Source organism: Bradyrhizobium sp. 23, from assembly GCF_023073295.1.
In the GTDB taxonomy this organism is placed as follows: Bacteria; Pseudomonadota; Alphaproteobacteria; order Rhizobiales; family Xanthobacteraceae; genus Bradyrhizobium; species Bradyrhizobium canariense_D.
Genome location: NZ_JADPJF010000096.1, coordinates 42,450 through 67,978, shown reverse-complemented (window position 1 = coordinate 67,978; position 25,529 = coordinate 42,450). Strand labels below are relative to the sequence as shown.

Genomic DNA, 25,529 nt, shown 5'->3' with positions numbered 1-25,529 from the left:
TAGGTCTAAAGCAGCAACCATGCGCACACCTTCCTGTCTTTAGCGATGCCACCTGCAAGTGAGCGTTCGATATGGACGCACGCAGCAGCGCTTTAGCCCGACCGCTCACGGGCGTTGCTCGACACCGAGAGGTCACCCTCGGCGAAGCATTCAATTTAGCGGTCACGAGCCGCAACAGCCTGCAAGATACAATCCACGGCTGTAACGGCCCCGGACTTGAGCCCGCACGTTGGCCCGAACCGATCGGGGCCCCCGGCCTGCTAGACAGCCAGCGCTCGGGTTCAATAGCCGCGCTTGAGGTCCACGACGTTTTTGAGCGGCTGGCCTTTCAGAAATCGATCAATGTTATCTCCGACGACGGAGAATGCTCGCTCTGTATAGTTGTTCGGGCTTCCCGCCACGTGCGGTGTCACAATCACGTTCGAGAGGTCCCATAGAGGGTTGTCCTGCGGCAGCGGCTCTTGTTCAAACACGTCGAGCATTGCACCGGCGATCGTGCCTCCTTGGAGTGCCTCGACCAGCTCGGCTTCAACGACGGCGTTCCCGCGCGCGATGTTGATTAGAAAGGCATCGCGTCGCATGCACGCGATCTCGGCTGCGCCGATGAGCCCCACTGTCTCCGCCGTTGCAGGCACAGCCAGCACCACGAAATCGCAGAGCGGCAGCAGGTCCCGAAGCGCGGTGGATGTAAATAGCCTGTCAACGCCGTCGACAGGAGCTGATATATCTCGCTTCGAGCCGACGACGGTCATTCCAGCGCTCTTGGCGCGCCGTGCGATGGTTGCCCCGATCGAGCCCAGCCCGACCACGCCGAGCGTCTTTTCGGCTAACGGCGTTACGTAGCTCGGATTCCACTTTCGGTCCGCCTGCTCGCGCAAGAGCCTGCGGAAATTCCAGTGTAGCATGGTAGCGCCGGCCATGACGTAATCGGCGATAATGTCGCCGTGGATACCGCGGGCATTGGTTACCGTGATGTGGCCTGCCCTATCGCGGATTGAGGTCATGGAATCGACACCTGCACCGGTGCACTGGAACCAGCGCAGCTTCTTTGCCTTATCAAACACCTCAACAGGGAACCGAAACGCGAGTAGCGCGTCTGCCTCCCCAATGTGCTGTTCGAGCCGAGCAGGATCCGGCGCTATGATCGTACGAACTCGCGGGAAGCGGTCCCCTATGAGACTAGCATAAGATTCCGCAGCAGGGTGGTTGAGGAGAATTGTAACGTCAGGGCTCTTGGTCATGTTTGTCTCTATTTCTTTACGTTTAGCGGCGCTGCGCATCAGAGGACGACAGCCGTAACACCGATTGTTGGCCAAGCTGCCAACCTATTCTGTGAGGATCGTTGCATCGCAAGCGGCCCACGAGGCGGTACAGTTGTCGCCGACGCCCGGCATTGTGTCAGCCGACATGTTCAACACCTTGGAGGTTAGCTGCAAGCCGGACTTGCTCCGGAATTCGAGGATCGTCGCGTCGCCCACAAACGTCATGCCAATGACCTGCCCGTGAATACCAGGTCCTGCTGCCTCACCCGTGCTGAAGCGCATATGTTCGGGACGCACACATAGTGTTGCATCCCTGTCCCCATCCGACCACGCTGGTGCAGCCAACGTCTCGTCTTCAGGACCATGAGTGACGCCCGACTTGAGCCTTGCGGGTATGAGGTTGACCTCACCCACGAAGCTCGCCACGAACAAATCTTTCGGCTTGCGATAGAGGTCCTGCGGTGTGGAGACCTGCCGAATGCGCCCCTCGTGCATCACCGCAACCCGATCTGACATGGCGAGCGCTTCTTCCTGATCGTGCGTGACGTAGATCATCGTCTTGCCGACGTTCCTGTGCAGCGTCTTGATCTCGTTCCGCAGGTGCTGGCGGAGCTTCTTGTCTAGGGCGCCCAGTGGCTCATCGAGGAGAAGAACGGGGGGATCGAATACCAAAGCGCGTGCGATTGCGACTCTCTGCTGCTGACCGCCGGACAATTGGTGCGGGCGACGCGACGCGAAAGCACCCAGATGTACCTGGTCGAGTACTCGATTGACGCGAGCTTCGAGCTCTGTCTTCGGGACACGCCGCATTCGAAGAGGATACCCCACATTCTCCGCAACCGTCATATGTGGGAAAAGAGCATAGTTCTGGAAAATCACGCCGAGTTCGCGACGGTGCGGCGGCAGGCGCGTGATGTCCTTGTCGTCTAGCAGTACTCGACCGCTGTCCGGCATCTCGAAGCCAGCGATCATCATCAAGGTTGTGGTTTTCCCCGATCCGCTGGGACCGAGCAAGGAGATGAATTCTCCTGGCGAGACGGAAAAGCTGACCTGGTCAACCGCCGTTGCTCCACCATAACGCTTTTTTAGGTCCTGCAGCGCTATGCCACCGGTTTTCAAATCAGTGCTGCTAGGCATGGCCCTCATCAACATTTTAGCTCCCTAGAATAATGACGTTTGTTTCTTGCACGAACCGCGCGCTAGCTTCGAGTATTTCGGCGCCCCAGCAGCGTATTGATGACGATCACGATCGTGGCGAGTACCATCTGCAGAGTGGCCACGGCCGCAATGGTCGGATTTATGTCTTGGGTGATCCCTTCCCACATGCGCATCGGAAGGGTGGTGATCCTTCCAATCCCCAGGAACAGCACATACACGACGTCATCGAACGAGATGAGGAATGCAAAGAAGGCAGCAACGATGAGGGCCGGCATAACCAGTGGTGCGATGATCGTGCGGAACGTAGCTACAGGCCCAGCGCCAAGGCTGCGCGCCGCTCGTTCGTAGGTTGGATTGAGGTCCCGTAGATTGGCGACTACTATCACCACAACATATGGGATGGCGTGCACAGCATGACCAAGTGCCAAGCCAAACTCTGTACCCTGCAGCCCCACCCGAGCCAGCACGAAATAGGTCGCGACCGCGACCACGACACTTGGCATGATAATTGGCGAGAGCACGAGTGCGATCATTGCTCCACGGCCGCGGATACGACCGCGCGACAGACCAAAGGCGAGCATGGCGCCAAGCATGGTTGCCATGGCCGTGGCCATCAGCGCAATACGGACACTAGTCACGGTAGCGCGCAGCCACAAAGGGTCGGAAAAATAGCGTTCGTAATTTTGCAGCGAGTAGCCTGGTACGGGGAAAACAAAATAGGACGAAGCACCGAACGAAAGGTAGGCAACGATCAATACCGGGAGAAGGAGAAGTACCGCCAAGAAGCTCGCAAAGATGGGGACACCCCGACCGCCCATGGAAGGGAGCCACCGATCGAGCGTGTTCGCGGCGGAACCGACTCGCATAAGCCAGCGCGTTCCCATTTGACGCCGGGCAGCGGTATTCGAGCCGACTTTATCATCGGAGAACCCCAATAATTGTTCAATCGGGAAGAACCGAGACCCTAGCCACAGCACGGACATAACAGCTACCAATAGGACGGTAGACAGGGCCGAGCCAAAGTTCCAATTGAGCTGGCCCACGACTTGCGCGCTGATTTCCATGGTGATGGTGACGTCCGATACGCCACCGAGCAAGGCCGGAGTGATGTAGAAGCCAAGACAATTTATGAAGACGAGCAAAATGCCTGCGATTAGGCCAGGGAGGCTGAGCGGCAGAAACACAGTAAGAAAGGCTGCGAGTGGGCTCGCTCCGTTAGCTCTCGCGGCACGCAGCAGCCTCTGGTCGATTCCGGACATTACCGTGAACATCGGCAGGATCATCAGGGGCATGACGACGTGAGTCATGCCGACGATCACGCCGGTTCGGTTGTAGAGCATGGCGACCGGTTGGGACACCCAGCCAAGCTGGAGCAGGATCTCGTTGATGACGCCATTTCGTCCGAGAAGAACTACCCAGGCGAAGGTCCGCGCCAGAACGCTCGTAAAAAAGGGCAGCACGACCGCGATGAGTAGGAAAGTGCGCAGCTTTGGTCCACCTGTCGTAAGCGCGTAGGCGATTGGGTAGGATAGGACGAACGTGAGCGCAGTCACCACGCAACTAATCTGCAACGTCGTGCGCATCACGCCGATATACGCGGGATTCTGCGCGATACGCACGAAATGCGCGACCGTCCAGTCAGGGATCCCGAAGGACAGCAACAAGAGCCACCCGAGCGGCGCAACGAAGAGTACCGCGAGGAAGATAATTCCGGGCAGCATCAGCCAGGCCCATGGGGTGGGCCGGGCCGACTGTAAGGCCCGCGTGGTTTCCCCGATTTTAAGAGAGCTCATCGTGCGCGCCATGCCAGCCAACGTTCCTGGAGATAATCTACATTCGTCGTACCGTCCGGCCGCTTTGCCGCGAGCCACGCGGTATCCTCGATGACGCACTTCGCCATGTTTTCGGGGTTGATGTTGAGCAACGGGATCAGCTCCGTCGAAAGGTAATCGAGTTGATTGGTGTTCGGTCCGGGATAGCCGGTACCCTGTGTCCAGCCAGCTGCTATCTGAGCGCGATTTAAGAACGCGATTAGCCTTTGCGCATTCGTTGTATTGGGACCCCCCTTTAGAATGGTCGCGTAGTTGTATCTCAAGTAGCCCCCGTTCCAGGTGAGCTTGATCGGCGCGCCTTGGCGGATTGCGGCCAGCGCGCGGCCGTCGTACACGTTGCTCATCGCGTATTCACGGCTGATTAGGAGCTGGATAGGCTCGCCGCCAGCGGCCCACCATTTCGTAATGTGTGGCTTAATCACGTCAAGCTTGGCAAATGCCCGATCCAGCTTGTCATCGCTGAGCGGCCAAATGTCCTTCGTCGAGGCTCCGCCTGCAAGCAGCGCAGAGACGATATTGCGCGTAGCTTCGGAAGCGAACAGGCCCCGCGGTCCCGGGAAGCCCTTGACGTCCCAAAAGTCTGGCCAGCTTTGCGGGCCGCCCTGCGGAAAGGCGCGCTGATCGTAAGCAAGCACCATGCCCACTGCGTATATGGCAACCGCATCACCTAGGCGCGTCTGCGATTGGGTTCCTGCAAGCGACTCTTCGTCCCACAGACTGTAGTCGATCGGCACAAACATTCCGGCCTCGTGCATGGCCGGATAGTTCTGCGCCACGACATAAGCGATATCCCAGTCGATCCGCCCTGCCTGGAACATCGCCTTGACCTGGGGCTCGGCGAGGTCGGCGACGACATCGATTACTTTAATTCCCGTGGCCTTCGTAAACGGTTCATACACGCGTCGCCGAACTCCCTCGGTGAAAGATCCGCCATAGCTGTACACCACGACCTCGCCGCTGCCAGCGAGCTTTTCCTGCGCAAAGGCCGCCGTCGACCCCGCAACTACAGGAACGGTCATTGCGGCGGCAGCGGCTCGCAGGAACCTTCGGCGGCTACAGCCGGATTGTTGAAGCCTGGCGTCAATTGAATGTTTCATGGCGACCCTCGTGAGTTCGCAATCGATCCCGTGATAGAGAGTAACCCCGCTTCGGACTGATATCACCCGATCCGGGCGGACCAGTTACTCGATTAGACGATCTGCTTTGATCAGACTGCTGCTGCTGGACGTTGTCCTTGGGCAGTCGTGCGATGCATCAGGCGAACGGACTCGGGATCGAACTGATCGCGACGATGAAGAAGGCAGCGATTATCCCAGATGATCATATCACCCGGCATCCACTTTTGGTACCAGAGGTGTTCGGGACTGGTGGCATGTTGCCACAGTTGCTCCAGCAGCTCGCGCGCCTCATCCTGCTTCATGCCGACGATCGCGCTCCGCTCCCGACTAGCACCGAGGTACAGGCAGAGCCGGCGAGAAGCCGGGTGGCGCACAACTATGGGGTGATCGACGCCCGGCCAGGTCGCGAAGTCTGGAGAGGAGGGAAGTTCTTTACCTCGACGTGTAGCACCCGAAATGTCGAGCACGTCCTGATGATGAATGTACAGCCCGGACAATCGCTTCTTCATCGGTTGCGGGAGCGTCGCATATGCACTGTACATATTGGCCCAGTAGGTGTTGCCGCCCGTTGCAGGCACTTCCAAGGCACGAAGTAGAGCAGCGGAAGGCGGCTCGTCGATCCACCAGTGGTCGGTGTGCCATTGCACCTCGCCATCGCCCAGATCGCCCGCAGGGCTTCCATCCGGATTCTTCTTATTCGCAATCACAAAGATCTCCGGAGAGTACTCCCGCTTGCCATGTTGAACATTAGTGGTCAGAAAGACCGGTCCCAAGATCTTGGTAATGGCGATCTGCTCAGCATCACCAATCGGGACATTGCGGAAGCGAAGCACTGGATATTCCGTCCACGCCTTGCGCAATTCCTCGCCCACCTGCTCATCGATAGCATGAACCGGGAACTCGCTAATTTCCCCAACGAAGTCTGGAACGATTTCCTTAACCGCCAAGCGCTTCATCCCTGATCTCCTCATTATCTATCTGAATTCTGAGCGCTGCCTGGAGGGCAGCGCCCGTTTTCCTAACCGTAGACTCGCTTTTAGGGCGATAAACCGCAATATTCCGGAACTTCCCGCATAAATCCAACGCTCGGTACAGGATTTGTGCTGAATTCGTTCGCGAGGCCACGGCGCCCCTACCGCGTTAGGCGCCTCGAACATGATGGAATGTCCCTCCGCCTGTCGCGGGCATGGATAGCCGTCCGAGGAAACCCGCCCATCTGTCCTCGAAGCCGCTCCAAGCGCATGGCGGCGGTCGGCCGAACTGGTTGAATCGTCGGCTTGCTTGATACTTCGATACTTCGGAGGCGCGACCCTGAGATAGTCGAGTGGCTAAGCCGCGCAACGTCCAGCGCTCGCGTTGCCGACTAGGTGTGGTCTCTGAGGAGCTTGTCCATCTGGTCTGAACGGAGGAGCTAAGGTTGCGAAGCTTCAGTCTTCAAAGGAGAGACCAGATCGAACGTCCAAAACAATGAGCCTTTCACGCCCAAAGATTGAGAGGCGATGGTCCGAAGCGTGGTGGAAGGTGGGCTGAGCCAGCGCCGAGGGTGGCCTAGCATTTCAAAGCGGCGCCGAAGACGGTCGCCAAATGGGATTTGGAGGGATTGCCTGATCGCTCCTCCAGGCCCCATTCATCGCTGAGCCCGCGGAGGCAAGGTGCACAAAACGCGCTTCAGAAAAGAAGAAGCACGAGTGCAAGGGCCAAGCTCCAGCGTGGCGCCGGATGCCATGCAGCCGTCCGGGTGCCGAACGACATCTCCGACCAGCGCCCATGGGTGCGAGCGGTACTCCACGGCTTCAGGCCGTTGCTGATTCATTTGCCAATTCGTCCATCACCTGTTTTGTCGCTCGATACGCGAGATCGACAATCTCATCAATCTCGGCTTCGGAGACGACCAAGGGCGGTGCAAAGCCCAGGATATCGCCGTGCGGCATTGCTCGAGCAATGAGTCCTCGGTCACGCGCTGCCTTCGAAATACGCGCGCCGACCTTCAACTGCGGATCGAACCGCCGCTTTGCATGGCGATCCGCAACGAACTCGACCGCGCCAAGCAACCCAACGCCGCGTACTTCTCCTACAATCTCCAACTGCGCAAAGCGCTCCTTGAGCCGCTTCTGGAAATGCAAGCCGACAATCCTGGCGCGGTCGGCTAGTCGCTCTTTTTCTACAATATCGAGGACGGCATTGGCTGCAGCGGCAGCGATTGGATGTCCGGAATAAGTATAGCCATGCGAGAAAGCCCCGACGCGCTCGGCTGCCTCCTCCATGACGGCATATACCTTGTCCCCTACGATTGCTGCCGAAAGTGGGACATAGCCAGAGGTCAGGCCCTTGGCGACCGTCACTAAGTCTGGCTCGATCCCATAGAGGGTACTGCCGAAGTCAGCGCCGGTCCTGCCGAATCCACAAATCACCTCGTCGGCGATCAAGAGAACGTCGTAGCGGCGGAGCACAGCCTGGATCTCTCGCCAATAGCCGACGGGCGGGGGCGTGATACCGCCTGTCCCTAGTACCGGTTCAGCAATGAGAGCACCGACTGTTTCCGGTCCTTCCCGCAAGATTAACTGCTCAAGTTCTGCCGCGCGCCGCTTAGAGAAAGCCTCTTCCGTCTCACCCGGCTCGGCACCCCAATAGTAGTGCGGTGCGCCCGTGTGCAAAATACCTGGGAAAGGAAGGTCCATGTGATCGTGGTAGAATGACATTCCAGTCATCGAGCCCGAGATGACCGAGCAGCCATGGTAACCGCGTTCGCGCGATATGATCTTCTTCTTCTTGGGCTGTCCGCGAAGATTGTTGTAATACCAAACGAGCTTAGCCTGCGTCTCGTTGGCGTCCGACCCGGAGAGCCCGTAGAAAACTTTGCTTGGCTTGCCAGGCGCCATTCGCACGAGTCGATCAGACAAGATCGCGAGCTCTTCCGTCGTGTGCGCAGCATACGTGTGATAATAGGCTAGCTTATAGGCTTGCCGCGCGATTGCCTCGGCTACCTCCGTTCGACCGTACCCAATGTTGACGCAGTATAAGCCAGCAAAGCCATCAATATAGCTATGCCCCTGCGCGTCCTCGATGCGAATGCCTTTGCCCCCGACCACGATCGTCGGATCACCGATTTTGCCGGTCGCGAATTCTTTGAGCTGGGTAAAAGGGTGCAGGACGCTTGAGCGATCCATTTCAGCTATGGTCTTGATTGTGTTCATATTCTTTTCTCCCTAAGCTGCTAGGTCGCCAAAACAGACGTATTTCAGTTCCATGTATTCCGCTAATCCGTGGCGCGATCCTTCCCGGCCAAGCCCAGATTGCTTCCATCCGCCAAAGGGGATAGGTGGCCCTGTGAATGACGCGGTATTGATGCCAAGCATTCCGCACTCGATTTGCTCGGAAAGGCGGAGCGCTCGACGAAGGTCGTCGGTATAGACGTAGCCAGCTAGCCCCATTTCGTTTGAATTTGCTCGCGCGACAACTTCTTCCTCAGTGGCGAATGGCAGCACTGCGGCCACCGGGCCAAAGGTTTCTTCCTGGGCTACGAGCATCTGCTCGGTAACGTCGCTCAGCAGCGTCGGAGCAACAAAGTTCGCGCCCAGGTCTCCGTAGGGTTTCGTGGAGATGATCTTCGCGCCTTTTGCGACCGCATCGTCGATTTGGATCCTGCACTTATTGGCGACAGACAGTTTAGTCATGGGACCAATGTCCGTTGCGGGATCGAGGCCGTGACCAACCTTGAGACGGGCCATTGCTGCGGCGAAGGCCTCGACAAAGGCGTCGTAAATTCCCCTTTGGACGTAGATTCGGTTTGCGGCCAAGCAATCCTGGCCCGATGTCGCAAATTTCGCGGCCATCGCCCCCTTGATGACCCTGTCAAGATCAACGTCGTCAAAGACGACAAAGGGAGCATGCCCACCGAGCTCGAGCGACACCTTCTTCACCGTGTCCGCCGCCCCCTGCAAAAGCAGACGACCAACTTGCGTTGAGCCCGTAAACGAAAGAGCGCGCACTCTCGGATCGCGCAGCAACGATGCCGAAAGCTCGACTGGATCGCCAACAAGCATCTGAAACACCCCGCGTGGGACACCAGCCTGCTCAGCCAACCGCGCGACCGCCAGAGCGGAAAGTGGGGTTTCTACAGCAGGCTTCACGATCATCGGGCAACCGGCTGCTAGGGCGGCGCCCGCCTTCCGCGTAATCATGGCGACAGGAAAATTCCAAGGTGTAATCGCCGCGGTGACGCCGATCGGCTGCATTCGCACCTGGAGCAAGCTCCCGACCTTGTGGCTCGGTATTGTCTCGCCGTAGGCGCGCTCCCCTTCTGCAGCGAACCATTCGAGAAATCCTGCACCGTAGGCGATTTCGTGGCGCGCCTCCTCGAGCGGCTTGCCCTGCTCGCTCGTTACCAGGATGGAGAGCTCGTCGGAATGCTCGAGCAACAAGGAAGCCCAAGATCTAAGAATTGCGCCGCGCCTTGCCGGCAACAACGCTCGCCATTTAGGAAAGGCTTGTTCGGCCGCAGCAATCGCGCGGCTCATATCAGCAGCGTTACAACGAGCAACATCGGCGATCTCGTCGCCAGTGGCCGGATCGACTACGACGTCTGTATGCTGGCTAGAGACCCAGCAACCATCGATCAAGGCAGCGCCGGCAAGGAAATCGCGCCTGCGCAGATTCCGCAGGTATTGCTTAGCGAGCCCCTCCGGCTGCTCAGATCGAACACTATGAAAACTCATTGGAGAAGTCCCAAGGTAGCCGCTTGGCTGAACGCCGCAGCCTTCATCCTATCGCGATCGCAAACATATTCGCGTCGCGTTTCCGTGCCGCCCAGATGATTTCCTGCAACACACAGGAGTTTCCGGAGAATTCCACCGCAGACCGTTTGCGGCCGTCACCGTGCCCACGCACCTCTTTCGAGACCGTACAAGCGAGAAGGTCAGCTCCGGGCGGGGCTGGATCGGGCCGGCTCCCTCTCTCTGCAGAATGGCCGGGAGCTTTGCTAGGCGCGTCTAGGCGTTCAGGCGCCGCGTACGCTCGCCTGAATTACCGGATCTGGTGTCGCGCGGAAGCCTATGGTAGCCACCGATGCCGAGCGACCACGCCAGTCTTTATATCGAATTGCGAATGCCTTGCGCCGAACACAACTGCGCCATGCGAGTTTCGCCGTCACCACGTGTAAGTGGGCCAGAACCAGCCTCGAGCCAGTAACCTTTATCTGTTTCATTGGAGAGCAGTTGCCTGCGCTCTAGAGGACAGAATGGTCCATATCGCTCAGCGCTTGCAACATTTACGGCGTATGAAGCCCACAAGATCACCCCGCGTGAAATTAGAGTTCACCTGTTGCGAGCCACTAACTATCGTGGGCTTGGAGCTGGCGGTATTGTCCCTTGAAGTAGATCAATGGATTTCTGTGCCTATCCCAATCGATAGGGCTCATCTCGTTGACCTTCCCAATGACCATGAAGTGGTCGCCAAATTCGTGTTCCGAATGCAGCGAGCAATCCAGCCACATCAAAGTCTCTGCGAGTATTGCCTTGCCGCTCGCGGATGGAACCCAGTGGACATGCTTCCACTTGTCTCCGCCAGACTTTGCAAAGACATCTGATACGGCCTGTTGCTCCTCAGAAAGAACGTTCACAGTGAAGTTCCGGGACGAGCGGATGCTGGGCCAACTTTTAGATGTTTTCATCACGCAGAAGGATATAAGCGGTGGGTTCAGAGAGACGCTGTAGAACGATTGGCACGTAAAACCAGTTGGCGCGTGATCCGCTATTCCCGTGATCACAGTGATTCCCGAGGCAAAGCGGCTCAGCGCATACCGAAGCGACCGTGAATCAATTGACGAAAGGGAAGACTGCTCCATTGCGGTTGTACCTTGTTCAGCTAATCTGGTGAGTACGCCGGTTCGATCGGACCGGCGCGCGGATTCGGCTCATGTTTCGGAACAAATTCAGAATGGAAGGGTGCTCACGAGATATCGCGCGCAACGCCGAGGTGCTCACGTAATGTGAGCCCGGAATAGTCAGCTCGGAACAAGCCACGGTCCTGCAGGATCGGCACGACCTGATCCAAGAAATCGAAGAGTCCGCCGGGCATATGCGACGGTGAAACGTTGAACCCGTCGCATGCCCCACTGTCAAACCAGTCAGCAAGGTCCGCCGCGATTTCTTCGGGAGTGCCTGCTAGAATCCGTTGCTGGCCGATCGCCATCTCCTGACATAGGCGTCTCATGGTCCACTTGGACGCGACCGCCTTCTCGGCAAGGGGTCTTGCCGAACTTGTGACGCAGGATTCGACGAAGGTTGCTGGAAGGATATCGTCAAGTTCGTACTTCGAGATATCCTTGAACTGGATGATCAATCTGCCCATCTCCTTGATCGGATCAGCAATCGAGCGCAGCAACTCCAGTTTGTCTTCAACTTCTTTCCTTGTTGGGGCAACGATCGGCTGAATGCCGGGAATGACTTTCACCGAATCTTCGCTGCGCCCGTGCTTGGCCGCTGTTCGCCGAATGAGCTGTCTCTGCTGGATTGAGACTGCCTTCTGCAATGGCACGGTGTAGACCGCGTCTGCGAACTTCGCGGCAAGCTCAACGCCGGGCCCCGATTCGCCCGCCTGAAAGATCGCGGGCCTGCCTTGAGGCGATCGAGTGGCCGTGAGCGGTCCTTCCACTTGAAAGTATTTGCCGCGGTGTTGAAGCGCGTGAACTTTGGCCGGATCGAAGAAGACGCCCGACTTCTTGTCGTAGACGAATGCGTCGCGATCCCAGCTAGTCCAAAGTCCTTGAACGACGGTAATAAATTCCTGGGCCCGTTCATAGCGTTCGCTGTGCGACAGAGGTTCCGAAAGGCCGAAATTGGCTCCTTCGCTCTGCCGATATGATGGAACGACATTCCACGCTGCCCGGCCCCCGCTTATATGGTCAAGGGAGGCATATTGACGGGCAACATGGTATGGCTGCTGGTAACTGGTTGAGCACGTGGCGACCAATCCGATCCTGCTGGTCAGGACAGAGATAGCCGCCATTGCTGTGAGCGGCTCGAGCGTAATATTGTCATGAGCACGTCCAAGCGCACCTTTCGGCCGATCGTCCATCGACGTCGCAGCAAGATTATCCGCCAGAAATATAAAATCGAGTTTTGCGGCTTCGGATCTTTTTGCTGCGTCGGCATAGAACGAGATCGACTCCTGGACGGTCGGATCGACGTCAGGATGTCGCCAAGCGGATGCGTTGTAGCCGAGTCCGCGGATTGAAGCGCCGATACTCATCATTCGTTTTGACATCAAAAATCTCCCTTGGGTGCCACCGACCAATCGGCCTTGCCGAACGCGGCATAGGAAGCCAACGCGTCATTACCGGAACCACGCGGCAACTCGAATTCGCCTTCCACTATTCGCTGCAATCCCGACAAACCCTCACGCAGCACCTGCCGGGCACGAAACAGCACCGCCTCTTTCCAGCACGGATCGTCGGGACAGAAATGTGCCCGCATGCGGGCTCGGACCTCGCGGCCGAAGGCCCCTTTCCGGTCGCCACCGCCATGCACGTGAAGCCATTGATCGGCCAGCAGTACCCGCTGGGCGGCCTCTGTGTCGAAGGTTCCGTACTCGAGGCAAAGATAAAGGTACCGGCCATCGCCAAGAAGATGCTCCCAGTAGAGTTGGAGCGAGCCGTGAATGGGGATCGAAGCCGATGTCCCAAGATCGGCTGACGTGACACTCGGCCCAAACATGCGGTCCGCAATGGCTTGCGATTGACTCGCGGCAATATGCTCACTTTGAAGTTCGCCGTAGCCGTATGGTCCAAGCCCGGTATGCACGTCGATGACCGCGACGAATTTGCGGCCGACCAGCGCGTACTCACGAGCGATCAGATCCAGCGTGCGCGCCGACCACGCGCGCTCAAATCCGCCGAAGAACATTCCGTTGGGATCTGTGTATTGACCGGCCTTTCGGGCAATTTGAAAAGCGCGCTCCCCGTTCGCGCTCTTGAACTGCCGGATGGCCTCACGCGCAGTCTCAAATGACGCACCTTCGAGAGTCGGAGGCACTAAATGAGCCCGCAGCTGATCATAGCCGGGATTGCCGGGAGCACCAGCGGCGAAATCGACGAAGTTGCGGTTGAGATCGCAGCCCTCCTGTGTGACTCGGCGGTCCCAAGCGAAGCCGTAGGGATTAAGACCGTGAATGAAGAGCAAGGCAACGTTCGGAGGAAGGCAACTGTCCTTTAGGAGCGTGAGCCAATCCATCTGAATGCCGGACCCACAGAAACCCTCCGGACCATGCGTACCAGAGATTACGACCAGGACGCACTCGGCTTGCGAATCCCCGACCCACCCGACATCGACTGACAGATCCTCCTTCTCCGGCCCCAGAAAGCCGGGGAGCACGAAGGAGCGCGCGTGGGGCAGCACCGCAAGAAACGTTGCCCTCGCATCCTTGTAGCTAGAAGCGAATGATGCCCTGGCCGAAACGAATGTCTCACCTTCGCTTAACCGATCGATCAAGCGAGCTTCCTTGCCCTCGGCATTGCGTTCAGCACTCAAACCCAAGCTCCACTCTCCTCGATTCAGCGTTCTCCGGCACGTGTGCTACCGGCAGCCCTCGCAGTCAACGCACAGACGCCACATCCCCCGGTGAATGCCGTCACACTCGCACACCGAAGACGAGCCGATGCACTGCGCCAAAGCACCGACCGGTACGACTGCTCACTTCCGCGAAGCTCTCCTGACGGCTTTATTCCGCTACTTCTGGTGGTATCATCGCCACTAAACAAGCGCTCGTCCTGACGGCAGTGAACTTGTTGATATTTTCACGACATTCAGGATACTCATCCCTGAAACAGATTTGCGTCGCTTTTGGCGGGATGCTGGAAAGTTTTTCTGCTTAAAATGGCGGGATAGCGATGAAATTCACCGGAGGCCCTATCGTGCAATATGACCGAACCGACGCCCGCATTCTCGAGATTGTACAAAAGAACAACCGCCTGACTTCAGAGGTGATTGGCGAGCTGGCGGGACTTTCTGCTACTGCGTGTCAACGGCGGTTGAAGAGGCTCCGCTCGGACGGAATCATTGAGGCCGATGTATCGATCGTTTCGGCGAAGATGGTAGGAAGACCGATTCAGATGCTTGTCCTCGTAAGCCTAGAGCGGGAACGTGCTGACATCATCGATAGATTTAAGAAGGCAATCAAAGGCTCGCTTGAAGTGGTAAACGGATTTTACGTTACCGGCGACGCTGACTTCGTCTTGTACATCACCGCACGTACTATGGAGGACTACGAGCAATTCACCCGTCGATTCTTCTACGAGAACCCGGACATCAAAGGATTCAAGACGATGGTCGTGATGGACCGCGTAAAGACAGGCTTTGCGATTCCCGTAGAAATTCCAGACGAGGATTGACGAGAGTTGACAGCGATGTCTCTCATCGAATGCCGCTCTTTTTACGCACGTTTTCATCGGCTATTCGACTAGAACGCGACAAACCCGCAGAGACGTGCCTGTACTCTCAGTGAGCGTTAGCCGAGGAGAGGTCTTTGGAAGAGGGTTGCGCCGGGCTCATCAGGTTCGATGCCACTCACCAGCTGACGCAAGCATTCCTCTTCGCCTGAGCGAAAGTATTGCAACCGCGCGCACCACGCCGTAACTGCTGCGCGAATGGGGAGCAAGAATGAATAACACCCGCCGCGAGAATGATAGTCTAGGAGAAGTGGAAGGCCCGGGCGAAGGTTACTATGGCTCCAGGCTGTGCGGGTGATCAATCCGCAGGCAAGCAGGGCTGTCACGACGGCACCGATGCCGCTGATCGGGCATGAACGCGTGTCCGATGTCGCCAAGTCAACGCTGAGGAACGGTTAAAACATTTGGGACCTCCTTCACTCTCAGCTGCATCTCCCATCTGATTTGCTCGCTCAACTGCGTGAGCCATTCAGTCCGATGCACCTTGGAAAGTGCAGGAAGATATGTCGAAACGCCCATCCGAGTTTGGCTTCCATGTGCATCTCCCAGGCTGGTCCAGAAAGCGCCAACAAGCCACATGAGCCGGCATGACTGACCTCTCGAAGGGCGAAACGCTCAACATCGACGGTATTACCGCTCCGCTCCGCCACGCCACGTTTCGACGCGTCTGGTTGGCGAGCCTGTTTTCCAACTTGGGGATTCTGGTGCAGGGCGTCGGCGCGGCCTGGGCGATGGCTGAGATGACGACATCGGCTGACAAGGTCGCGTTGGTGCAAACAGCGCTTATGTTCCCGGTTATGCTGATCGCTATGCCCGCCGGGGCCGTTGCCGATACGTACGACCGCCGGATCGTTACCCTGATTTCGATCGGAATTGCATTTGCTGGCGCAACTCTCCTGACGATCCTGTCCTGGCTAGGATTGCTTACACCAAGAATCTTATTGGCACTCTGCTTCGCCGTCGGAACGGGCATGGCCTTGATGGGACCGGCTTGGCAGTCATCGGTCAGTGAGCAGGTACCATCGGAAACATTGGCTTCGGCGGTAGCACTAAACGGAATCAGCTATAATATCGCCCGCAGCGTCGGCCCGGCGATTGGCGGGATCGTTGTGGCGGCTTCGGGAGCGATGGCTGCGTTTGCTCTGAATGCCCTGCTCTATCTTCCTCTGATGCTCGCGCTGTTCCTCTGGAAACGCACCTCAGCCCCCGCGCGCTTGCCGCGCGAACGGCTCAGCCGCGCCATCATTTCAGGAGCACGCTACATCGCCAATTCGCCACCGATCAAGATCGTTGTGATCCGCTCTATGGTGTTGGGGCTAACGGGCGGCGCGATTGTAGCCCTGATGCCATTGGTCGCGCGCGGCCTCTTGAATGCCGGCGCGCAGACCTACGGCACCATGCTGAGCGCCTTTGGTTTAGGCGCGGTACTTGGTGCCTTCGCGATCACCGAGGTGCGCAAACGGATGAGTGGCGAGGCTGCGATACGCGCCTGCTCGATATCGATGGGGGGTGCAGTTGCCGCAGTTGCCCTCAGCCGTCAGCCGATTTTGACGGGGGCGGCGCTGGTCCTTGCCGGAACCGTGTGGATGATGGCGTGGATGATTTTCAGTATAGGCGTGCAGCTGTCGGCTCCGAGATGGGTTGCCGGGCGCGCCTTGGCGGCTTACCAGACAGCGAGCTCAGGTGGGATCGCGGTGGGAAGCTGGGCGTGGGGACATGTCACGGACGCAGCCGGGGTCGACAACGCGCTTCTGGCCTCCGCCGCCCTGATGATCGCTTCACCGTTCTTAGGAGTTTGGCTGCACATGCCGCGCATCATCGCACGAGATGATGACGCCGAGATGCTGGCCCATCCCGAGGTGCGGCTTCCGCTCACGGCGCGGAGCGGGCCGCTTGTGGTTGAAATCGAGTATCGCATCGCACACGAAAACGCGCGGCCATTCCACAACCTTATGCAGGACGTACAGTTATTCCGGCAGCGTAACGGCGCTTACGGCTGGTCGATCGCGCGCGACATCGCTGATCCAGAGCTGTGGACCGAGCGCTATCACTGCCCGACCTGGCTGGACTATCTACACCAGCGCAACCGCGCGACCTTGTCAGAGCGTGCGCTCGAGAAGGAGGCGAGCGCGTTTCACATCGGGCCGGGTCCCGTGCGCGTCCATCGCATGCTGGAGCGTCCCTTCGGCTCTGTTCGATGGAAGGAAGACGTGCCTGACCGCGCTGCGGACGAAGTACAGCTCGGCTGATTTGCGAGCACGGCAGACGGAACGACGAGGCCCTGGCGCTCCGCCGGTTTGGAAGAAGTCTCAACGTAGTTTCTTGCAACCGCCGTTTTCGCCACGCTCATTGAAGCGGCCGCTCGGCCAATCACGCAACCAACTCACCTTCTAGAGCGATGTAGGCGCAACAAACCATTCGCGCTCAAAAAATAGCTACCCTTAAGAAAGCGGGCCACTCCCAAGAAGAGAGTGGCCCAAGTCTGCGAGAAACGTCCGCAGGGGCCCCTCTGGGATCAGGCCGCAGCCTGTTCGATCGGCGAGAAGGGAAGCCCAAGACTCTCGGCGACAGCCTTATAGGTTAGCCGGCCCCGATAGACATTTAGGCCGGCGCGCAGATGCGGATCTTCGAGCACAGCTGCAAATCCTTTACTTGCGAGAGCCAAACCAAAAGGCATCGTAGCGTTGTTGAGTGCCTGACTTGAGGTGAGCGGCACAGCTCCCGGCATGTTTGCAACGCAATAATGGATAACGCCATCCACCTCATAGGTTGGATCGGCATGTGTCGTCGCCCGTGATGTCTCGAAACACCCGCCCTGATCGATGGCTACGTCCACGATCACGGAGCCTTTGCGCATGGAGCTCAACATGCCTCGGCTGACCAGTTTGGGCGCGCTCGCGCCAGGAACGAGAACGGCGCCAATGACAACATCTGCCGCAAATACCTCTTCTTCAACGGCGTCGATCGTCGAGAATCTGGTCCGTACTCGCCCTTCGAAGTGCTCATCCAGTTCGCGAAGCCGGGGAATCGAACGGTCGAGGATTGTGACCTCAGCGCCCAAGCCTGCCGCCATCCGCGCAGCGTGAGTACCGACAACGCCCCCGCCGATCACCACGATGCGAGCGGGCGGCACCCCCGGTACCCCGCCAATCAGCAGTCCCCGTCCGCCGGCGTACCTCTTCAGCGCGGCACCCGCGGCTTCGATCGCAAGTCGTCCCGCAACCTCGCTCATAGGGGCAAGCAGTGGAAGGCCGCCATGCGCGTCAGTCACAGTTTCGTAGGCAATGGCGGTGCAGCCAGACTTGATGAGGCCCTTCGCCTGCTCCGGATCCGGAGCCAAATGGAGATAAGTGAAGAGGATCTGGTTTTGTCGCAGCTGCGTCCATTCGGAGGGCTGAGGCTCCTTGACTTTCACGATCATTTCGCTCGACGCGAATACCTCGCGAGCAGAGGTCGCAATCGTCGCGCCAGCTTTGCGGTAGTTATCATCCGTCGCGCCAATCCCGGCGCCGGCGTTGCTCTCGACCAATACGCTGTGGCCAGCTGCAACGTATTCGCGGACGGCCCCAGGCGTCAGGCCGACCCGGTATTCGTGCGTCTTGATTTCCTTGGGAACACCGACCTTCATTTGCAATCTCCTTGGTGAGCAGCTCGTTGTAATCGGAAGAGCGGTACAAACCGCGGGTCGTGAAGCCAAATAGCGCAGTAATCCGGCGATCTTCCCCGCCTGCTTGCAGGATTTCGAAGAGACGACCGAAGACCGCCGATTTGGCAGGGATGCTACCACAGGGTGGCGAGACCTGATGCGGCTCCGGCAGCCAAACCCAACACTCGTGGTCAGGATTGATCTACGCCGGATTGGATCGACTTCTTCGTTGTTTTGCCTCGTTCGCAACGGTGCTCGATTCGCTAGCACGAGTAGCGCTTGCGATGGAGGCCCGTGGGTTCATCAAAGATGGATCGGGTTTTTCAAAGGTCTGCTGAACGATTGAACGAAAGCACGCATCGGGACGCAGCTCAGCAGAGCATGGCTGGGGTCGCCGCTGCGCTCAAACTATCGTGCTTCGCATATCTCGCTCTTCGCCGTGAGCCAGGCAGTGCTCCCAACCTGATCTCGACATATCCCGCTCCTGGACCGCCGTCTATCTGCAGCGCGGCTACGAATCCGTCGATTCGGTGGTACGTCGGGCAATACGCCAGCCTGAGCCCTTCCGAGGGGGGCCTGGAATTGAAGTGCGAAATCGCCCGAAGCCTGAAACGCGCTCTGTTCAAAGAAGCCGAGAAATTTGGCATCCGCGGCGGGTTTACATTCCCTATCCACGACGACAAGGGCGGTAATCGTCGCGGTGAGCTTTGCAACTGGCGAGCTTCGAACTGGTTTCGAGCGCGCGCTTGTCGAGCACGCCTAGAGTCTGCGATTAATCGCAACGTTCCTCCATGAGCATGCAAAACGGTTCTGGACGATTGATCGCATGGTCGGCGGCGTGGTGCTGTCTCCTCGCAGTACCAGTGTCTTGAATGGTCCGCGCGCGGTAAATCGGCTGGGGAGATCGGGATCATTCTCGGTATCGCAGAGCGAACCGCGGGATTTCACCTGGACAACGCCCATGCGAAGCTCGGTGTCAGCTCGCTTGGTCAACCCGTCGTGCTGTTGACCGAATCAAAATCTCGAAAATAATACACCGGCCTTCCATAAACAGCTGTGGAACTGCACAGGATGCGCTTGCCTAGGCCTCTCTGCTCAGTTGCCGAGACGAGGCAGGGAGGCAAAAATGATGCAACTCACCACCCCGGAGTACTAAGGGGAATTCGTCCACGATCTCGCCGAGATGCACCGGCTGCGCTACCGCGTTTTCAAGCAGCGTCTGGATTGGACCGTCGAAGTCAGCGGCGACATGGAAGTGGACGAATTTGACGTCCTTCGACCGGTGCATCTACTGAACCGCTCGGGAGCCGGACAAATTCAAGGTTGCGTGCGGCTTTTGCCTTCCACCGGGGCAACCATGCTGAGGGACACTTTTCCGATCCTGCTGGACGGGCAGCCGGCACCACGAAGCGACTGGATCTGGAGAGCAGCCGATTCGCGCTCGATGTGCCGGCGGATGTGCGTGTTCCAGCCGATCGTGATCACCGATTCCAGGCCATCGTGATCACCCATTCCAGAGCATCGTGATCATCGTTTCCAGCCGATCGTGATCGCTATTTCGAGCGATCATGATCGGGGGCAACGGGGAGGCGCGCACCGCTGACAGTCTGCAACCCGGCTACCTTGGTCTTTTGCCCAACCGCAGAGGATCGAGATGCCGACAGAGAGACTGTCCATGCGCCACATTCGTGAAGTTCTACGCCTACACGACAGCGTCGGCATGTCGCAACGCGCCGTTGCCCGCAGCCTCGGCTTGGCCCAAGGCACGGTCAGCAAGTACCTCAACCGCGCCCGCCGCGCCGGCCTGACCTGGCCGTTGCGGCCAGAGCTGGATGACGATGGCCGGCTCGAGAACCGCCTGTATCCGCCACCCTCTGATCGGCCCAGCGAGGAACGTCCGCAGCCGGATTGGGCGCTCGTGCATCGCGAGCTGCGGCGCCCGAACGTCACGCTGATGCTGTTGTGGGAGGAGTATTGCGACGCAAGCTCCGACAGCTTCAGCTACTCATGGTTCTGCGAACGCTACAAGGAATGGGCCGGCCGCCTCAAGCCGACCCTGCGCCAGGTCCATGTCGCCGGCGAGAAGCTGTTCGTCGACTATTCCGGCCACACGATGGAGGTGGTTGACGGGCTCACGGGTGAGGTACGCAGCACGCAGATCTTCGTCGCCGTGCTCGGCGCCTCGAACTACACCTACGCCGAGGCCAGCCTCAGCCAGAGCCTGCCGGACTGGATCGCCTCGCACGTTCGGGCCTTTGCCTTTTTCGGCGGCGTGGCCCGCCAGACGGTGAGCGACAATCTCAAGGCCGGTATCACCCGAGCTTGCTTCCACGAGCCGATGGTCAACCGGACCTATGCCGATCTCGCCCGCCATTACCGCACCGCCATCGTTCCAGCGCGGCCGTATCGGCCGCGCGACAAAGCCAAGGTCGAAGTCGGGGTCCAAATCGTCGGGCGATGGATTCTGGCGCGCTTGCGCAACCGCCGCTTCTTCTCACTCGCCTCCCTTAATGAGGCGATCCACGCGCTCCTTGTCGAACTGAACGATCGACCGTTGCGCAGCTGGGGACGAAGTCGCCGCGACCTGTTCGAGGAGCTCGATCGTCCGGCGCTGACCCCTTTGCCGGATGAGCCGTACGAGTACGCCGAGTGGAAGCGCTGCCGGGTCAACCTCGATTATCACATCGAGATCGCCAAGCATTACTACAGCGTCCCTCACAATCTCGTTCATCAGGAGGTTGAGGCCCGCATCACCCAAAAGACCGTCGAGATATTTCTCCGCGGCAAGCGGGTGGCCTCGCATCTGCGCAGCACCTTGCCACATCGCCCGACCACGATTCCCGAGCATATGCCGAGCTCACATCGCCGCCATCGCGACTGGACCCTTGAGCGCATTCGTTCGGAAGCCGCCAAAGTCGGTCCCGATGCCCAGACGCTGATCGACGTCATCCTGCGATCGCGGCCACATCCGGAACAGGGCTTCCGCTCGGCCATCGGCATTCTCGGGCTGGTCAAGCGCTCCGGCCAGGAACGCTTCGATGCCGCTTGTGCCCGAGCGCTGCTGCTCAACGCCCGGTCGTACAAATCGGTCGCTGCCATCCTCAAGAACGGCACCGACAGAACCGCGCCTCCCGCCGAGGAGGCGCCCATCCTCTTCCACACCAACATCCGTGGCCGCAGCTATTACAATTGATCAGGAGAGATCAGCATGCTCATTCACCCCACCGTCGATCGCTTGCGCGCACTCGGCCTCGCCGCCATGGCCGATGGCCTCACTGAACTGCAGAACAATCCCGAGGCGGCCGAGATGCCGCACGCCGATTGGCTCGGCCTCCTCGTCGATCGCGAGGTCACCGCCCGCGACAACCGCCGCCTCACGCGCCGCTTGACCAGTGCCAAGCTCGGTCAAGCCGCCACCATCGAGAACGTCGATTATCGCACCGCCCGTGGTCTCGATCGTTCGCTCTTCCAGAACCTCGTCACCTGTCAATGGATCCGTGACAGCAACCACCTGGTCATTGTCGGCCCAACCGGCACCGGCAAGTCCTGGCTTGCCTGCGCGCTCGGCAACAAGGCCTGCCGCGACGGCTTTTCCGTCCTCTACAAGCGAACATCCCGCCTGTTCGCCGATCTCGCCCAGGCGCGCGGCGAAGGCCGTCTGGCGCGCCTGATCGCTGCCCTGGAGCGCGTCAATCTCCTCATCCTCGACGACTGGGGACCCGAACCGCTCACCGCCGACCAGCGCCGTGATCTGCTCGAGATCGTCGATGATCGTTACGACAAGGGATCGTTGTTGATCACTAGTCAGGTGCCCGTGTCGCAATGGCATGATGTCATTGCCGACCCCACCCTCGGCGATGCGATATTGGATCGCATCATTCACAATGCTCATCGCATCGAGCTCAAGGGCGACAGTCTGCGGCGTCAGGCTGGCGAAAAGAAAAAACCGTGAGCACCTCGCGCACGATCGCCCCGCCGGCCCACAGGCCCCTCCCGCGCGCGTCGCTACGTCGCTCGTGGGGGCACTCCGCGCCGCGCACGGGGCCCGCCCATGGACCGCCGGGACGATCTCCAAACCAACCCGCCAATCTTGACGAGGAGACTATTTCGAGCCCAGATGCAATCGTCAGCCGTGTTCGCCTCCGCACCTGATCGCGATCACTGGAATCCGTGATCACCATCGCCTGGAACACCTGATCACCATCCCTGGAATGCGCAGGCGGATGCGCGGAACGCGAGCGGCGGACTTGCAGCTGCCACTTACGATTGTTTGTGGGCACGATTGAATTCGGCCTTTCCATTCAACTGATCCAGATCGTCACCGCGACCGACGCCCGCATGGAGCGCATTCTTCGCCGGGCCGGATGGCCCCTTCGCAGAGCGGGAAAAAGTTAGGCCTCCCGGAAAACACCAGGGCGGTTGCGCGGTACCTGGAGGTCTCGCCCAATGCGTTGGACCGCATCCGCAAGGCGGGGCACATCTCGGGACCGGCGCTCTGGGCTCCGGCTCATTCAAGCGGCTGCCTTGCTCCACGAACGCTCCCGCAATGGCCGCAGCCACGGCCGATCTCAGGTGTTTCACTTCGAGCGTTTACTGGCTTGAAGTAACGGTCGTGTTTCGACGTGGCTTGTGCATCGCAAGTCTTGAGAGAGAAGAGCGGCCTTCACCAATTTGCAGCGATACTGCGATTGAGTTTGCTTCCAGAACCGGCCGAGTTGCTGAGCTCCCCCAACAATCGAGCCTCCGCCGAACAATCGGCGAGTTTGAGCACCACTTGGGCCTTCCAACTTTTTGAGCACTTCAGCGGAGGTGTGCGCCCAACGCGGCCCGGCTGCGACGTCCTTCGATTGGCCAGGACCATCCTGAAGGAATTCGACGCACTGATCTCGTGATCGTCACGGGGAGCTTGGCGTTTTTGGACACTAAGCCATGTCTCTGTGGAGCGAGCGTGTTCTCGTTGCCTTGCCTCATGACCATCCTCTCAGTTCGCGCGAGACTGTCTACTGGACCGACCTGCGCGGCGAGACGGTGCTGCCAGCCACTACGCCCCCGGAAAGGAGCTCGAATATCTTCTGGTTTCCGAACTCGTCTGGCCTGAGGTCCGCCCAAAAATCTGGCGCCACGACGTCAGTCGCGGCATCATCAAAAGCCTGATCAGCATGAACACAGGAATAAGCCTCGTGTTCGAGGCCGACATAGGCGCAAATTTTGCCGGCCTTGTTTACCGGGAGCTGCGCGATGGCGCGGGTGCGAGCCGATTCGAGCTTTCTGCCTATTGGCGCGCCGACAATGAAACCCGGCGCTGCACGAGTTCCTGAAGTTGGTCTCTGAGCGCTACCCATCGCCTTCGAGTGGTCGCTGACGCGCGTGGCGCGCTTTCCGGAAGCTCCTGTCGGCTGCCATGAACCGGGCCAGCATGGGCGCGATAAGCTTAGCTGGATCGCCGATCGGCTGAGCGGTCTCCTGCGCAAGGATCTCGGCATATGCCACGAGATCCCTGTGCACGCTCGCGGGCAGTTCATGCGTAATCTTGATCGGCTTGTCGTCGTGGATTGCGCCGAGCTTTAACTTGGGCATCGTTCTCACCCCCTATACGGTTCAAGCACCAGGTCACGGTTGACGATCACCCGCACCGGAAATCCCGGACGGATCGTCAAAGTTGGCTGAATGTTGAGATTGCGGCGGACTATCTGCTGGCCCGCTTGATTGATCGATTCCCCAGCTCCACGGCGGAGCGCGGCAATGAGATCGCTGTTGGTATTGCCGCTATCCGCCCCGGAATTCACCTCCGTGCTGACGGAAAGCAGCGTCGAAAGAGCGGCGGCCCCCAACAATTCCTTCCAATGATTGTCGACTTCGTCCTCAAGACCAGAGTAACCTGCCGCATCTGCGCCGGGCTGCCGTTCCAAAACAATCGAATTCCCATTCGGCATGATAAGGCGCGTCCACACCAGGAGCACGCGCGACTGTCCAAATGCGACCTGGCTATCGTAGCTCCCGATCAGCCTTGCTCCCTGGGGGATAAGGCGAGCTCGCCCGGTAGGAGAATCGTACACCGCTTCTGTGACTTGGGCTGTGATCTGGCCAGGCAGGTCGGAGCGGATTCCTGTGATCAGCGCGGCCGGAATGACCGTTCCGGCCTGAACGACAAAAGGCGAAGCGGGCCTCACAAGGCGATCGGAGCTTGTCGTCCGACGATCGACCGTTGCAGTGACGAACCCAAGCTTTCGGTCTTGGCCATTTTGAGCAAATGCTTCGTCGGATGATGGCGCGGCGGATGAACGAGCTTCGCTCGATGAGGTGGCAGGGACCTGTGGCCGGACATTGGTGCTGGCAAATACCTTGCTGATCCGTGCCGCCTCGCTCTCCTGGCTGAGACGCTGCTGTTCGGCATCGATGCCGAGGGAGCTGGATGTCGAAGACCCCTGTGCTGCGACGATCGGCCGGCCGAGATCGCCCGGCAAGGGCGGCCCTAGACGCGGCACGTCCTTCGGGATCTCGGTGTAATCCTTTGGTAAGGTCGCGAGCTGATCGGCGATATTGTGGTGGTCGGTGGCGTAAAGCTCCTCAGGCGCTGAAGTATGAGACCGTTTCTCCTGCAGCGCCCAGAGCACCGCGCCGATGACCAGCACGAGCACAGAAGCGCTGACGCCTATCAGGACCTTCCGCGAGAGGCGCGCAACTTGCGGAGGATCCGGCCGAAGCCGCAGCGCTTCGGCGATCTCTTCCGGTGGCCTGGCCCGAGGTGGTTCGTTTGGTTCATCGATCGCCTGGTCACTATCGTTCAAAGCGACCTCCCGTCGGTTCGCACTATCCTGACCTTCTGCTGGTGCTCCTCGCCGAGCCTCAGCTCGGCGGCCGCGAACAGCCGGTCAACAATCAGCACATTTCCGTAAGCGCGGTAGTTGACGATCTCGGCTTTACCGTCGGGCCCTATCACGAAGAGCGGCGGCATCTCGCCCTGACTGACGCCGGAGGAGAATTCGACATAGGTTTTGCGGCCGTCATCATAAGCGTTGACGGGACGCCACGGCGGGCTGTCGCCCTCGATCGCGTAACGGTACCGGCGCG

General features: G+C 59.0%; 20 protein-coding genes and 2 pseudogenes. 8 read left to right on the top strand and 14 right to left on the bottom strand.

Annotated features, from left to right (window positions below):
• Positions 1-281 precede the first annotated feature (281 nt).
• From IVB32_RS23140 to IVB32_RS23095, 10 genes are all read right to left on the bottom strand, one after another.
• Positions 282-1,241: a D-2-hydroxyacid dehydrogenase gene (locus IVB32_RS23140; protein WP_247411576.1), complete on the bottom strand. Its 960-nt coding sequence runs from the start codon at positions 1,239-1,241 to the stop codon at positions 282-284.
• 84 nt (positions 1,242-1,325) lie between these two features.
• Positions 1,326-2,399: an ABC transporter ATP-binding protein gene (locus tag IVB32_RS23135; RefSeq protein WP_247411575.1), complete on the bottom strand. Its 1,074-nt coding sequence runs from the start codon at positions 2,397-2,399 to the stop codon at positions 1,326-1,328.
• A gap of 62 nt (positions 2,400-2,461) precedes the next feature.
• Complete coding sequence (locus IVB32_RS23130) at positions 2,462-4,225, bottom strand: ABC transporter permease subunit (RefSeq protein WP_247411574.1); 1,764 nt, start codon at positions 4,223-4,225, stop codon at positions 2,462-2,464.
• Complete coding sequence (locus IVB32_RS23125; protein ID WP_247411573.1) at positions 4,210-5,349, bottom strand: ABC transporter substrate-binding protein; 1,140 nt, start codon at positions 5,347-5,349, stop codon at positions 4,210-4,212. The genes IVB32_RS23130 and IVB32_RS23125 overlap by 16 nt, the downstream gene beginning before the upstream one ends.
• A 110-nt stretch (positions 5,350-5,459) precedes the next feature.
• A complete protein-coding gene (locus IVB32_RS23120) occupies positions 5,460-6,326 on the bottom strand; it encodes a TauD/TfdA family dioxygenase (RefSeq protein ID WP_247411572.1) in 867 nt (288 codons plus the stop codon).
• Between the two features lie 837 nt (positions 6,327-7,163).
• Entirely contained in the window at positions 7,164-8,564 is a 1,401-nt protein-coding gene (locus IVB32_RS23115; protein WP_247411571.1) for an aminotransferase, read from the bottom strand.
• Positions 8,565-8,576: 12 nt separating this feature from the next.
• Positions 8,577-10,085: an NAD-dependent succinate-semialdehyde dehydrogenase gene (locus IVB32_RS23110; protein ID WP_247411570.1), complete on the bottom strand. Its 1,509-nt coding sequence runs from the start codon at positions 10,083-10,085 to the stop codon at positions 8,577-8,579.
• 614 nt (positions 10,086-10,699) lie between these two features.
• The gene (locus tag IVB32_RS23105) at positions 10,700-11,212 is read right to left on the bottom strand and encodes a flavin reductase family protein (protein ID WP_247411568.1); all 513 of its coding nucleotides are present in this window, start codon (positions 11,210-11,212) and stop codon (positions 10,700-10,702) included.
• A 104-nt stretch (positions 11,213-11,316) separates the two neighbouring features.
• Entirely contained in the window at positions 11,317-12,633 is a 1,317-nt protein-coding gene (locus IVB32_RS23100) for an LLM class flavin-dependent oxidoreductase (RefSeq protein ID WP_247411565.1), read from the bottom strand.
• Positions 12,633-13,895, bottom strand: a complete 1,263-nt coding sequence (locus tag IVB32_RS23095; RefSeq protein ID WP_247411562.1) for a DUF2817 domain-containing protein — start codon at positions 13,893-13,895, stop codon at positions 12,633-12,635. Before IVB32_RS23095 ends, IVB32_RS23100 begins: the two co-directional genes overlap by 1 nt.
• Positions 13,896-14,278: 383 nt before the next feature.
• Here IVB32_RS23095 and IVB32_RS23090 point away from each other — a divergent pair, with 383 nt between their 5' ends.
• Positions 14,279-14,755 (top strand): Lrp/AsnC family transcriptional regulator, encoded by a 477-nt coding sequence (locus tag IVB32_RS23090; RefSeq protein ID WP_247411621.1) that lies wholly within the window; start codon positions 14,279-14,281, stop codon positions 14,753-14,755.
• 644 nt (positions 14,756-15,399) lie between these two features.
• Positions 15,400-17,061: an MFS transporter gene (locus IVB32_RS23085; RefSeq protein ID WP_247411559.1), complete on the top strand. Its 1,662-nt coding sequence runs from the start codon at positions 15,400-15,402 to the stop codon at positions 17,059-17,061.
• Between the two features lie 266 nt (positions 17,062-17,327).
• On the opposite strand, the gene ald is transcribed toward IVB32_RS23085, so the two are convergent.
• Complete coding sequence (gene ald / locus IVB32_RS23080; protein ID WP_247411556.1) at positions 17,328-18,440, bottom strand: alanine dehydrogenase; 1,113 nt, start codon at positions 18,438-18,440, stop codon at positions 17,328-17,330.
• An 888-nt stretch (positions 18,441-19,328) separates the two neighbouring features.
• On the opposite strand from ald, the pseudogene IVB32_RS23075 reads away from it, so the two are divergent.
• From IVB32_RS23075 to IVB32_RS23050, 6 genes and pseudogenes are all read left to right on the top strand, one after another.
• Positions 19,329-19,490: pseudogene (locus IVB32_RS23075) on the top strand (LuxR C-terminal-related transcriptional regulator); the annotation flags it as partial.
• 151 nt (positions 19,491-19,641) lie between these two features.
• Complete coding sequence (locus tag IVB32_RS23070; protein WP_247411552.1) at positions 19,642-19,962, top strand: acyl-homoserine-lactone synthase; 321 nt, start codon at positions 19,642-19,644, stop codon at positions 19,960-19,962.
• Positions 19,963-20,133: 171 nt separating this feature from the next.
• Positions 20,134-21,651: an IS21 family transposase gene (gene istA / locus IVB32_RS23065; protein WP_247411550.1), complete on the top strand. Its 1,518-nt coding sequence runs from the start codon at positions 20,134-20,136 to the stop codon at positions 21,649-21,651.
• A gap of 15 nt (positions 21,652-21,666) precedes the next feature.
• Positions 21,667-22,410, top strand: coding sequence for an IS21-like element helper ATPase IstB (gene istB / locus IVB32_RS23060; RefSeq protein ID WP_247411545.1), 744 nt, complete (start codon positions 21,667-21,669; stop codon positions 22,408-22,410).
• 282 nt (positions 22,411-22,692) lie between these two features.
• Positions 22,693-22,963: pseudogene (locus IVB32_RS23055) on the top strand (acyl-homoserine-lactone synthase); the annotation flags it as partial.
• Between the two features lie 675 nt (positions 22,964-23,638).
• A complete protein-coding gene (locus tag IVB32_RS23050; RefSeq protein ID WP_247411542.1) occupies positions 23,639-23,776 on the top strand; it encodes a hypothetical protein in 138 nt (45 codons plus the stop codon).
• A gap of 16 nt (positions 23,777-23,792) precedes the next feature.
• On the opposite strand, the gene IVB32_RS23045 is transcribed toward IVB32_RS23050, so the two are convergent.
• The 3 genes from IVB32_RS23045 to IVB32_RS23035 form a co-directional block, all read right to left on the bottom strand.
• Positions 23,793-24,035 carry a DUF2274 domain-containing protein gene (locus IVB32_RS23045; protein ID WP_247289307.1) on the bottom strand — a complete coding sequence of 81 codons (243 nt, stop codon included), beginning with the start codon at positions 24,033-24,035 and terminating at the stop codon, positions 23,793-23,795.
• A 5-nt stretch (positions 24,036-24,040) separates the two neighbouring features.
• On the bottom strand, positions 24,041-25,246 hold the full coding sequence (locus IVB32_RS23040) for a TrbI/VirB10 family protein (protein ID WP_247411539.1): 1,206 nt from the start codon (positions 25,244-25,246) through the stop codon (positions 24,041-24,043).
• The coding region (locus IVB32_RS23035) for a TrbG/VirB9 family P-type conjugative transfer protein (protein WP_247411536.1) at positions 25,243-25,529 on the bottom strand (287 nt) is incomplete at its 5' end. The genes IVB32_RS23040 and IVB32_RS23035, both read right to left, overlap by 4 nt.